This is a genomic window from Pontibacter pudoricolor (genome assembly GCF_010092985.1).
Classification (GTDB): Bacteria; Bacteroidota; Bacteroidia; order Cytophagales; family Hymenobacteraceae; genus Pontibacter; species Pontibacter pudoricolor.
Genome location: NZ_CP048106.1, coordinates 564,954 through 577,283, shown reverse-complemented (window position 1 = coordinate 577,283; position 12,330 = coordinate 564,954). Strand labels below are relative to the sequence as shown.

Genomic DNA, 12,330 nt, shown 5'->3' with positions numbered 1-12,330 from the left:
TAATAGAACCCTGATTTTCAGCTATATGCATAACTGGCACACGAATTGGTATTGCCGTTTTCAGAAATGATATGATTAACCATAAACCGCTCATCACCAGCAACACACTTCACAAATAAATCAACCTATACAACTATGAAGAAATTACTACTACCACTTTTGCTGCTTCTGTTCACGAACCTGAGCGCACAGCAGGCAATTTTAAAAGGCACCTTACTTGATGACAACAACAAGCCTGTTGGGTTTGCCAATGTGCTGTTGTTGCAGGCCAAAGATTCATCGCTGGTTAAGGGCATGTTATCCGAAGAGTCCGGAGCCTTTCTGTTTGAGGGAGTTGCTGCCGGAAAGTACAGAGTTGCTGCCAGCATGGTGGGTTACGCCAAAGTTATGAGCAACGAGATAGCGCTTACAGAAGCCTCCGGCATAGTGCAGGTGGGAACCCTGGTATTAAAAGAAAACAGTACCAGCCTGAAAGAAGTGGTGGTAGAAGGGCAACGGCCACTGATAGAACAGCACATGGACAAGACCGTGCTGAATGTGGAGAACAGCATCGCAGCAGCGGGGAACACGGCACTGGAAGTTCTCGAAAAAGCACCCGGCGTAACGATTGACCAGAACGACAACATTAGTATGCGCGGCCGTAGCGGCGTAATTGTAATGATAGACGGAAAGCAGGTACCAATGACAGGTGCGGAACTTGCCAATGTGCTCCGTAGCATGTCGGCTAATTCAGTTGATAAGATCGAGCTCATCACAAATCCATCCTCCAAATACGACGCTGCGGGCAACTCCGGAATTATAGATATTAAACTGAAACGTGATAAAAGCCTTGGCACGAACGGCAGCATTACTTCTTCTTTTGGTTATGGCGAGAAGTTTAAAGCAAACCAGAGCTTTCAGCTGAACCATCGCGCAAAAAAACTGAATGTGTTCGGCAACTATAACTATGTATACCGCGATGATTTTACCCAGCTGAACATTGACCGTACGTTTTTTGACGAAAACAAGAACTTTGCCGGTAACTATGACCAGCAGAACCGGTTTAACTTCCAGTTTAAAACGCATAACGCACGTGTAGGTGCCGATTATTTCCTGACTCCTAAAACCACGCTCGGCATAGTAGCCAGCGGTTACCTGACCGGCATAGACAGAGATAACTTAAACCGGGCAGCAGGACGTGACGCTTCCGGTGCTACAGATTCAACTTTCGTTACGAATGCCATTGCCGGCCACGACCGTGAAAACCACGGCATAAATCTGAACCTGAAACATACTATAGACAGCACCGGTCGCGAACTTACGGCAGATGTGGATTACATCATTTACAACAATACCGACGAGCAGGACTTTACGACCAAAACGTATACACCGGAAGGCAATCTGAAAGGTGTTCCGAACCTGTTGTACGGCACCCTGGATGGCAACCTGAGTATTCGGTCTGCCAAGGTAGACTATACGCAGCCACTTACCAGCATTAATGGTAAACTGGATGCCGGTTTTAAAAGCAGCCTAGTAAGTGCCGACAACAACCTGGAGTTTTACAACAGAACCAACGGCGGGAATATATTTGAATCAGAAAAAAGCAATCACTTTCTGTACGACGAGAACATCAATGCTGCTTACCTGAACACATCTAAAAAATGGGATAAAATGAGCCTGCAACTTGGCCTGCGCCTGGAAAACACCAATGCAAAAGGCGAGCAGTTATCAGAGACCGTGAAAGAAGAAGACCGTAAACTGGACCATAACTATACGCAATTATTCCCGAGTGCCTTCGTGGGCTACACGCTGAGCAAAAAGCATGACCTTGGTGTATCCCTGAGTCGCAGAATTAACAGACCATCGTATAACCAGCTTAACCCGTTTAAGAACTACTTAGACCCAAGCACCTACTCCGCAGGCAACCCGTACCTTGCCCCTGAAACCTCTTATTCTTTTGAGTTTACGCATACCTTTGATCAGCGCATCGTTACCAAACTAAGCTATAGTTACACCTCAGATCCAATAATACAGGTTCTTCAGCAGGATATATCTCAGAAAGAAGAAAATAAGGAGCCGGCAAAAATTGTAAAGCAATCGTTCGAGAACTTAGATCGTTCCGATTATTATGCCATATCGGTTACCGTACCTTTCTCAGTTGGCAACTGGTTTAACAGCGTAAATAATTTAACCTCATATTATAGCGCTTATAGCGGCTATATTGCCAATAATAAACTCGAAAACAGCCAGCTATCGTTCAACATAAATTCTAACAACACTTTTAACTTACCAAACGGCTGGTCTGCCGAAGCAACCGGTGTTTACAGAACTGCCGAGGCCTATGGCTTCCTGGATGTAGAGCCTGTCTGGTTTGCATCGGCGGGTGTGCAGAAACAGCTCTGGGAAAAGAAGGCAAGTATTAAACTTAGCGTAAGCGACGTCTTCTACACAAACAAAACCAACGGCGCTACCACTATAAATAACTATGCCGAAAACTTTTACCAGGTGCGTGACTCCAGGGTAGCGACCCTGACCTTTAACTACAAATTTGGAAAAGCCCAGGCGTCAGCGCCAAGACGCAGAACAGGCGGTGCCGAAGAAGAGAAGAATAGAGCCGGTGGCAACTAACAGAATTAAGAAATTGCTTTAGAACTATAGTTGGATTACCTGTAACGTATACCAACAAAAGCCTGATACCAGACAGGCTGCTCAACAAAAGACCGCCCCATTTATAGTTGGGCGGTCTTTTGTTTTAAGTTAAACTATAGTTACGCCGCCCTCGCTTGCGTCCCGCGAGTGGGAGCTACCTGCGGCCTTTGGCCACGTTAAACTATAGTTTCTAATTATCTGATTTTAAGTCACATCTGTTTAAGGCCTTCTGGTCCGAAACCTATCTACTTCGGACTTCCGGGTCCGGGTAAATTACAAACAGGAATTTGAAAGTCCGCAACTGTTTACTTTCGACCAAAGAAGTCCGAAAGAGATATTCAATAACGTCAATTTATACTATAAAGCGGCCAGAGGCCACAGATAGCTCACACTCGCGGGAAGTGAGCGAGGGCAAAATGGACTTTTGTTTTGGAATAAGATTAAACTTAAACTATAATTGACTCACAGAACCAGTTGATTAAAGAGTTTGGTCAATGTCGCGTTGGCATCTGAGGTAAGGCCCGGGTGCACGGGCGATGTCTGCACGATGGTGCTGCGCACAGCTGTCAGCCACCTGAACCGCTCCGCAAGGCCCAGTTGCCCGATCCTGCCACCTTCTTTCCGGCCACAGCAGATGCGCTCAAAAGCCTGTAAGCGCTCCTGTAGTTCCTGCAGATCCAAATCTCCTGCGAAGGAGCATAAGCGCTGTTCGTTTATCGTGTAAAGTGTATGTAAAAAGCCCTGGTCGCGGCAATACAGGATTACACCCACGTTCAGAAACTCCTCGCGCTCCACCCGGGGTACCACCCGGATCACGGCATACTCAAATAAGTGCTTTTCTTGCATGTTGCGCTTCTTTGGTAAAGGTTTCTGAATGAGCTATTCGTGTATTGATGAAATGTGCGTAAGCCTGGCGATGCTCCTGAGCAGTTTCAAACGGCGATTCTATCGTTGTCAGCCATTCTTCCGGTATCAGCGCGACTATAGCCTGAATGCGTTCCGGCGTAAGTATAGCTTTAAATTGGGAATCTACTGCGTCCAGTTCGGTGGCCTGTGGTAACAGTACGTGGTCTTTTACCTGCGCAAACGGACGTTTGGCCTGCTCCTCCCAGTTCTGCCAGGCATGATGAAAGTACAACGATGCCCCATGATCGATGAGCCATAGTTGCTTGTGCCACATCAGCATATTGGTATTACGCGGCGTGCGGTCTACGTTGGTTATCAGGCTATCGAGCCACACTACCTGCGAGGCCAGCGTAGCATCTACCGTTGTAACGAGCGCGTCAAAGGTAATAGCACCCGAAAGGTAATGCAGCCCCAGGTTCAGGCCTTCGCTGGCACGCAGCAGGTCTTGTATCTCTTCGTCGGGCTCTGTTCGGCCAAAGGCTTCATCCAGTTCTATAAACACAATTTCAGGTACCCGGAAACCAAGCAAGCGGGCAATCTCACCGGAAATAAGCTCGCCTATGAGTGCCTTTATCCCCTGCCCCGCTCCCCTGAATTTCAGCACGTACATAAACTCGTCTTCGGCCTCCACAATGGCAGGCAGCGAGCCTCCTTCGCGTAACGGCGTAACGTAACGGGTTACCTGCACGGTTCTTATCTGTTGTTCTTCAATCATAAAGTTTACACGCTTCTGCTTCTTCCGCAACTATACGACCAGCAGCAACGCAGGCCCGAATTTAAGGTGAATTTCTGTAAAAGTGGTTGTATAGTTTCCTGCTGCTGATTTATTGGTTACGCTTTAACAGCTTATAACCCATGGCTGGTTTTACCAGTTGAAGGATAAAACCGCAATCACCTAACTATAGTTTATGCCGCACATCGTCATTATTTCATCCAGTGTACGCCTTGGCCGCAATACGCATCGCGTCGCCCTTTTCTTCCGGAAATATATGCAGGAAAACAATTTAGCCACCACCGAAATACTTGACCTTAAGGAATATAACTTTCCCATTTTCGTGGAACGGTTAAAATTCCAGGATGACCCTTCGGAAGAAACTTTAGCATTTGCTGAAAAGATAAAGAAAGCGGACGGCGTGATCATTGCAACACCCGAGTACAACGGTGGCTACCCTGCCAGCCTGAAGAATGTAGTAGACCTGCTGTACGAAGAGTGGCACCGCAAACCGATCGGATTGGTAACCGTATCAGATGGAAATTTTGGAGGCACGCAGGTGATGACATCGCTGCAGTTCACACTCTGGAAAATGCGTGCCTGGGTAGTGCCGGCCATGTTTCCGGTGCCAAATGCCGCAGATAACTATGATGAAGACGGAAACCCTGCCGACAAAGAAAGAACAGAGAAACGAGCCAGGAATTTCCTGAATGAAATGCTCTGGTGCGTAGAGGCAAAACGCCGGATGGCTGTAGCTTCAGAAGTAAACCTATCCTGATCGCAGAATACTATTGTTTACAAAAATAAGATCCACCCCAGCAACACAGAAAGTAGTGCCGGGGCGGATCTTAAAATAATTCTGGAATAACAGCTTAACTCGCCATAGAACTATTAACAGCTTCCAGTGCTCTGATACGCCACGGGCTGCCTACTATCCAGATGATATCGTTTACCTGGAACCTGAAATCTGATTCCGGGTTAAGGATGCGCTGTCCTTTGCGTTCGATACCAACTATAAGCCCTTTGGTGCGCTCCCTCACTCCCGATTCCCGTATAGTTATCCCCAGCAAGGGCGATGTTTCAGAAATGACAAGTTGCTGTAGTTTCACATCTTCGGCCCGGTCGCGCTCTACCTGCAGATCCGCTTCCGATTGCACAAACTGCCTGAACTTCTCTATCTGCTCATCCGACCCAAAAACATAGATCCTGTCGCCCGGAAAGATCAGTTCCTGGCGGGTAGGTGCCATAATGGTCCGGTCGCCGCGCTCAATTACCGCTATGTTCACGCCATATTTTTCGCGTACCTGCAGCTCAAGCAAACTACGGCCCACCACAACCGACTCATGCGTCACATCAAAACTCGTTAAGTGAACATCCCAGGGCGTAAGCGTATGGTGCATTTTGCTTGCCGCTTTTATTTCGCGCGCATTCAGGTTCATCATAAAACGCTGCTCAATACGGATGTAAAACTTTTGTATCCTTTTAGAGATAACAGCCAGTACACCAATTATCACCAGGCCAACAACAATGGACACCTGCACCGGGAAGAACTGGTTGAGCAAGAAACCGATGAACAGGATCGAAAGCCCTATCCGGATGAACTCAATAAAGATAAGTAAGCTGCGGTAATTGCGGTTAGCCCAAAGCCTTCCCAAGGCCTCTTTCTGTGGATGATAGACAGCAAACGCCCACAGGAAAGGCGCCATAAAGATGAGCGTGATGGTGGTAGTAACGATATCGCCGTACTGGCCATTTATCACGTTTTCGGTGATGAACGGGTTAAGGTAACGCGCTGCCAGCAATACTATGGCTATAATAATAACCGAATAAAGCACCAGGTTTACAACATACGAACGCAGTACAACTTTCCAGTCGGAGGTAGTGTTGATTGCCTGCGCACCCGAACTATATTCGTCCAGTGATCGCTTCCACTTTTCAGGTAGTATCCCTTCCAGGAATTTATACAGCGGCGTAGAAAGCTGGATCATGTATGGTGTTGTAAACGTAGTGATGGCCGAAACCGCAACCGCTACCGGGTAGAGGAAATCGCTGGTCACTTTTAGGGTTAGGCCAAGCGTTGCAATGATGAACGAAAACTCCCCGATCTGCGAAACACTCATACCAGACTGCACCGACGTTTTAAGTCCCTGGCCAGCCATTAAGCCCCCTGCCGTAATACTCACCGCTTTACCGACCAGCGTAACTATAGTTATGATCGCGATCGGGCCTGCGTAAGTTATGATCGTCTCCGGGTTGATGAGGATACCCACCGACACAAAGAAGATAGCACCAAAAAGGTCTTTTACAGACATTACAAGGTGTTCAATTTTTTCAGCTTTTGTAGTTTCGGCGAGGATAGACCCCATAATGAACGCACCTAGAGCAGGCGAGAAACCAACCTGTGCTGCCAGGATTACCATCAGCAGGCAAAGCGCCAGTGACACGATCAGCAGTGTTTCGTCGTTCATTAGTTTACTGGCTTTTCGCAGGAAAGTCGGTATCAGGAAAATACCGGCCAGGAACCATACTACCAGGAAAAAGCCCAGTTTCAGTACAGCACTCAACATCTCGGACCCGGCAAATTGCTGGCTCACAGCCAGTGTCGAAAGCAGTACCATCAACAGAATCGCCACAAGGTCCTCTACTATAAGCACCCCAAAAACCAGCCCTGCAAAACGTTGCGACTTTACACCGAGTTCTTCAAAAGCTCTGATGATAATGGTGGTAGATGAAATAGACAAAATCCCGCCCAGGAAGATACTGTCCATAGTCGACCAGCCTAGCAACTTACCAGATAAGTAACCAAGCAATAACATAACTACCACCTCGACCAGCGCCATGATGGATGAAGCGCCGCCAACTTTAACCAGCTTCTTAAAACTGAACTCGAGACCGAGGCTGAACAATAGGAAGATCACACCTATCTCTGCCCAGATCTGTATGTTTTCTATTTCGTGTATCGTTGGGAAAATGGCAACGTGCGGCCCCACAAGTAAACCGGCAATAATATAGCCCAACACCAGGGGCTGCTTTAATTTCTTAAAAATAAGAGTAGTGATACCTGCAGCGCCGAGTATTAGCCCCAGGTCTAAAATAAGGTTTGGAAGGTGTGTCATATAATTAAACAGGCAACCTTATGGCTGCAGATAATTTTCTGTACTTAAATGGATATTTGCTCTGAGAAGTTAGGCACCAATGCACCAGGGTATATGGTTTGATACCAAAAACCAACAAACTATAGTTACAGCACACCTGCTAACTATAGTTCTCATTTCTAAACCGGGGTTTACTACGGTGCGTTGGGAAGTAGAGCGATCAGCAGCTGATCTTTGAGCGCAGCGGCCCTGGAACTGCTGCGTGAAAATGGAAAAAGAGTAAAAGCTTTAACCGGAGAAAAGAAAAGCTCACCCGACATTAAATCAAGCAATTGAAACTTGATCTTACCTGCAAAAGCAGCCGCTGGTGCTGCCTCCATATATGCGTGGCTTGTCTGCTGGTTTTCTGAACGGCTAACTTCTTCGCTGGCATATTCAAAGGCAGCTTCAGGATTACCGGCCACTGTGTGCAGCAGAAAATTATAGACTCTAACCTCATGCCCAGGCAACGTAAATGCCCATAGCAGCATTACCCACATCAGCGGGTATTTCAGGTAGCTATCTATTCTTTTCTTTAGTTTCAGCATTTGTTACTACAAAAATATAAACTTTTAACCTTTATCTGCAAGCTTAATTACCCAGGCAAAGCATAAAAACTGGTTATCAAGCCTATAAATTTGCGCTGGCATGTATAGATGCTGTTTAGGTTTTTGTCAGGCCCCGGTTTTGGCTATACCGTTTGTTTTCATCAGAAAGTATAATAGGCGGGTGGTGAGAATGGCAGGCTACGGCTCAGTTTCTTTCAAAACCTATAAATATAAAAAAAGCGCATAGCCAGCCTTCCTGTATTGGGTATGTCTATGTTTATAGTTGGTCAAACTGCGGCTTAAGTTGAATTGGATTATATTAATCAGGCTGTACAATATAAATCTTCTGTTATTAAACCCTTTATTGCATTTAATTCGTACTAAAACAGTGTATGATAACTGGCTGTTGAAGTTCAGATATTGTACTGTACATGTAGAACCAAACTATAAAACGATGAAAAAGATATTAGTAGCAGGTGTGTTTGTACTGGGTTCGCTCGGTATGATTGCTTGCGATAGAACAAATGAAAATGCTACCCATTCAGAAGATGATAACAGCAGGGTGGTGGACCGTGACTCTGTTGCAACAGAATATGAAGTTACTGAAACTGTTGTAGATTACGATACAACAACCAAAACTAAAACAGTGGATGCAGAGAAAGACCACGACCGGGATCGTGATAAGGATAAAAACTAATTCGGTTTAAACTGAATGCAATAATTGAATTTTATTAACTAAAAGAGCTGCCTTCTTAAAGGCAGCTCTTTTAGTTTTTGGGATAATGGAATTGATTTACCTAACTATAGCAACTATAGTTTACTTCGCTACAGTACGCTCTATCTCGCGCAGGTTCTCCATTTTCTTATTTCTCAGGAAACCATTAATATCTTCGAAGTGCTCCCGTATGCGCTTGTTACCAAACTCAAATACTTTGTTAGCCAGTCCATCCAGGAAATCACGGTCATGTGATACAAGAATCAGGGTCCCATCAAACGCCTTCAACGCATCTTTCAAAATATCCTTTGTTTTGATATCAAGATGGTTTGTAGGCTCATCCAGGATGAGCAGGTTAACCGGTTGCAACAACAGCCTGATCATAGCCAGTCGTGTTTTCTCACCACCCGAAAGTACTTTAACCTTCTTTTCAATGGTATCGCCACTGAACATAAATGCACCCAGCAGATCCTTAACACGTGTACGCACATCGCCGATCGCAATCTCATCTATCGTCTGGAAAACGGTCAGGTCTTCGTCTAACAATGAGGCCTGGTTCTGGGCAAAATACCCGATCATACAGTTATGGCCCAGTTGCAGCTTGCCTTCAAAATCAATCTCTCCCATAATGGCTTTCACCAGCGTAGACTTACCCTCTCCGTTCTTACCCACAAATGCAATCTTCTCGCCTCGCTCTATAGTTAGCGACGCATCACTGAACACCGTATGATCGCCATATTTCTTGGTCAGGCCTTCTGCAATTACAGGATAATTGCCCGAACGCGGTGCCGGCGGAAATTTAAGATTCAGCGCAGATGTGTCCACTTCATCTACTTCAATTATCTCCATCTTTTCCAGCATCTTTACCCTTGACTGTACCTGAAGCGTTTTAGAATAAGTGCCTTTAAAGCGATCTATAAACCCCTGAATATCGGCGATCTCTTTCTGCTGGTCATCGTATTGTTTCTGCTGCTGCTCACGGCGCTCCTTGCGCAGTTGCAGATACTGGCTATAGTTTACCTTATAGTCGTAAATGCGGCCCATCGTAACCTCAATCGTTCGGTTAGTAATGTTATCCACAAAAGTTTTGTCGTGCGAGATCACAATCACCGCTTTGGCATTATTTACCAAGAAATCCTCCAGCCACTGAATCGATTCTATGTCCATGTGGTTAGTAGGCTCATCCAGCAGAATCAGATCGGGCTTCTGAAGCAGTATCTTGGCCAGCTCAATGCGCATACGCCAGCCACCACTAAACTCGCTGGTTGGTCTTGTAAAGTCAGTTCTCAGGAAACCCAGGCCAAGCAATGTTTTTTCAACCTCGGCATCAAAATTTATCTCTTCAATAGAGTAATACTTCTCCCCTAGCTCCGATACCTGCTCGATTAGCTTATAGTAGTCGTCAGAGTCGTAATCAGTGCGGATCTCCAGTTGCGCGTTCAGCTCATCCATCTGCTTTTTCATGTCCAGCACCTTGGCAAACGCCTTCGATGCTTCTTCAAAAACAGTGCAGTTATCTTCAGTCAGTAAGTGCTGCGGCAGGTAGGCAATTACAGCTTCCTTAGGGGCAGATATTTTACCACGAGTGGGCTTGCTAGCGCCTGCAATAATTTTTAACAGTGTAGATTTACCGGCCCCATTCTTCCCCATCAGGGCAATCCGGTCGTTTTCGTTGATATTAAAAGAAACGTTGCTAAACAGCGTAGAGCCATTAAACTCTACCGCAACCGCGTCAACTGAGATCATAAATTTATAGTTAAGGCTGCAAAGATAAGTGTTATCTTTCGAATTTTGGTTTACAAACTATAGCCAGAGCCATCGCCCCGGAGAGTAAGGAAATTGAGGTGTAAAAGGTTTCATCTATTTGAACCGGGGGTAATGTGGATTATATTGATTTACAGAATTTTTTACCAGGCAGCGTGCCTAGGGTGTGTCTGAAAAGTAACTAAACCCGTAAAACTTCATCAGAGTTTAAAAGGAAGAAGATGAAGCGGCGTTATGAACTTAGTGATCAACAATGGGATCTTGTAGCCTTGTTGCTTCCCCATGAAGCGAAAGGCTTTGGCCGCCCGCGTCGGGATGATCGCACCTTGCTCAACGGCATGTTCTGGATGCTCAATAGCGGGGCCAGCTGGCGAGACCTTCCTGACCGTTATGGCCCCTGGCAGACGGTGTATGACCGGTTCCGGCACTGGCAAAAGCAAGGGGTTTTAGAGCGGATATTTGAGCAGTTACGGCTTAAGCTGGATGAGAAAGGCTTAATAGCGCCTCAGACCTGAATGATCGATGCCACGATTGTAAAAGCGCATAAGGCAGCCGCTGGGGCCGGAAAAAAAAAGTGGCCCACAGGCGCTGGGAAGAAGCAGGGGCGGGTTGAGCAGTAAACTGCACCTGGTTTGTGAGGGGCAAGGCCTGCCTATACAGATGCTGCTGACAGGCGGCCAGATAAATGAAATCACGCAGGCCAGCTTCTTATTGGGCCAGTGCCAATTACAACTAACAAAAGGCAGGCCCAGACTTAAACCTAATATGTTGATAGCCGACAAGGGCTATGACAGTCAGCCATTTCGCCGGTGGCTGAGCAAACGAGGGGTAAAAGCCACTATAGCCGAACGGAAATTGCCTGAAGGTAGCAAACGGCGAAGAAAGGGACCCAAGCCCACTTTTGATACGCAAGCCTACCGCCAAAGGAACGTCATTGAGCGGCTATATGGCAGAATCAAGGAATATAGAAGGATAGCTACCAGATTTGACAAGTTAGATAAAGTGTATTTATGCCTCGTAACTTTAGGATTCATCTACATTATCCTTAAAAAACACTTTTCAAACACACCCTAGGTCCTGCTAGCGTCGGCATTTATTACCCTTTCCCAACCTTCCCCTAAAAACAGGGGAAGGAGCCTGGCTATCGTTCTACTGTTTCTTCTTTGTTGTTTCGAACAACGTGAAAAATCTATCTCAGGATATAGTTTGATAAAGACCTAACAGTGTGCGCAGTTCCTGTTTGCGTCTGGTGCTATATTTGAAGGTTGTTGCAACTGGACACAAGCCTTCACTTTCAAAGCTACTTCCAATCCTGAGAGCCCTACTTGCCTATTGTTCTATAGTTGGCTTTGGTGCCCTCACGGCGGGGGAAGGGGCCCTCTTTAAGGAAGGCCCTCTCGAAAGCTTTCAGGTTAAACTATTTCGGGCATCGCGCTGCTTTCGCTTCCTTGGCTCTTAACGTCGACATGCCTGATAGCACCGGAAATCTCTCGAGGCGCTCAACTCAAAGACTAAGATATTTCGCATAGCTGGCGTGTTTACAACTGGAAACAAGACGCAAAGTATTGCGTCTATACAATTCTATCCGTATGGGCAGGTGGCGACCCAATGCCGTCAACTTAAGCCGAATTTGTCATCTCGACGACAGGAGAGATCTATTTAGAACAATCTTGAATATATCTCAAATAGATTTCTCACGCTGTTCGAAATGACAGTTTAGATAGTAAAAATCCTTAAGTTGACGGCTTTGGGTCGCCACCTGTCCGCGCATGGTCTGTAACTATGAAACTATAATCTTAACTATAGCAACAGCAGAAAGTCCCCTCACGGGAGGGGCAGGGGTGGGTTAAACCAGCAACTATAAACTATAGCAAAAACCACATCCTGAAAATCGTTTAATCCTATAAACCCCGGTTCAGCCAA

General features: G+C 46.1%; 10 protein-coding genes. 5 read left to right on the top strand and 5 right to left on the bottom strand.

The genetic code is table 11. The features are described 5' to 3' along the window. Positions 1 to 135 precede the first annotated feature (135 nt). Positions 136 to 2,607, top strand: a complete 2,472-nt coding sequence (locus GSQ66_RS02450) for an outer membrane beta-barrel family protein (protein ID WP_162426003.1) — start codon at positions 136 to 138, stop codon at positions 2,605 to 2,607. Positions 2,608 to 3,090: 483 nt separating this feature from the next. Here the strand turns inward: GSQ66_RS02450 and GSQ66_RS02445 are convergent, their stop codons facing one another. Both GSQ66_RS02445 and GSQ66_RS02440 read right to left on the bottom strand, forming a co-directional pair. Beyond that, complete coding sequence (locus GSQ66_RS02445; protein WP_162426002.1) at positions 3,091 to 3,474, bottom strand: DUF3037 domain-containing protein; 384 nt, start codon at positions 3,472 to 3,474, stop codon at positions 3,091 to 3,093. Continuing rightward, the gene (locus GSQ66_RS02440) at positions 3,452 to 4,249 is read right to left on the bottom strand and encodes a HipA family kinase (protein WP_162426001.1); all 798 of its coding nucleotides are present in this window, start codon (positions 4,247 to 4,249) and stop codon (positions 3,452 to 3,454) included. The genes GSQ66_RS02445 and GSQ66_RS02440 overlap by 23 nt, the downstream gene beginning before the upstream one ends. A gap of 193 nt (positions 4,250 to 4,442) precedes the next feature. Here GSQ66_RS02440 and GSQ66_RS02435 point away from each other — a divergent pair, with 193 nt between their 5' ends. Next, complete coding sequence (locus GSQ66_RS02435; protein ID WP_162426000.1) at positions 4,443 to 5,024, top strand: NADPH-dependent FMN reductase; 582 nt, start codon at positions 4,443 to 4,445, stop codon at positions 5,022 to 5,024. A 94-nt stretch (positions 5,025 to 5,118) separates the two neighbouring features. Here the strand turns inward: GSQ66_RS02435 and GSQ66_RS02430 are convergent, their stop codons facing one another. Both GSQ66_RS02430 and GSQ66_RS02425 read right to left on the bottom strand, forming a co-directional pair. Then, complete coding sequence (locus tag GSQ66_RS02430) at positions 5,119 to 7,362, bottom strand: cation:proton antiporter (protein WP_162425999.1); 2,244 nt, start codon at positions 7,360 to 7,362, stop codon at positions 5,119 to 5,121. A gap of 173 nt (positions 7,363 to 7,535) precedes the next feature. Beyond that, a complete protein-coding gene (locus tag GSQ66_RS02425; RefSeq protein WP_162425998.1) occupies positions 7,536 to 7,928 on the bottom strand; it encodes a hypothetical protein in 393 nt (130 codons plus the stop codon). 454 nt (positions 7,929 to 8,382) lie between these two features. Here GSQ66_RS02425 and GSQ66_RS02420 point away from each other — a divergent pair, with 454 nt between their 5' ends. Then, a complete protein-coding gene (locus GSQ66_RS02420; RefSeq protein WP_162425997.1) occupies positions 8,383 to 8,625 on the top strand; it encodes a hypothetical protein in 243 nt (80 codons plus the stop codon). A 120-nt stretch (positions 8,626 to 8,745) separates the two neighbouring features. Here the strand turns inward: GSQ66_RS02420 and GSQ66_RS02415 are convergent, their stop codons facing one another. After that, positions 8,746 to 10,389: an ABC-F family ATP-binding cassette domain-containing protein gene (locus tag GSQ66_RS02415; protein ID WP_162425996.1), complete on the bottom strand. Its 1,644-nt coding sequence runs from the start codon at positions 10,387 to 10,389 to the stop codon at positions 8,746 to 8,748. 239 nt (positions 10,390 to 10,628) lie between these two features. Here GSQ66_RS02415 and GSQ66_RS02410 point away from each other — a divergent pair, with 239 nt between their 5' ends. Together GSQ66_RS02410 and GSQ66_RS19185 are read left to right on the top strand one after the other, a co-directional pair. Further along, on the top strand, positions 10,629 to 10,922 hold the full coding sequence (locus GSQ66_RS02410) for a transposase (RefSeq protein WP_162425995.1): 294 nt from the start codon (positions 10,629 to 10,631) through the stop codon (positions 10,920 to 10,922). Between the two features lie 94 nt (positions 10,923 to 11,016). Next, on the top strand, positions 11,017 to 11,481 hold the full coding sequence (locus GSQ66_RS19185) for an IS5 family transposase (RefSeq protein ID WP_394351424.1): 465 nt from the start codon (positions 11,017 to 11,019) through the stop codon (positions 11,479 to 11,481). Positions 11,482 to 12,330 lie beyond the last annotated feature (849 nt).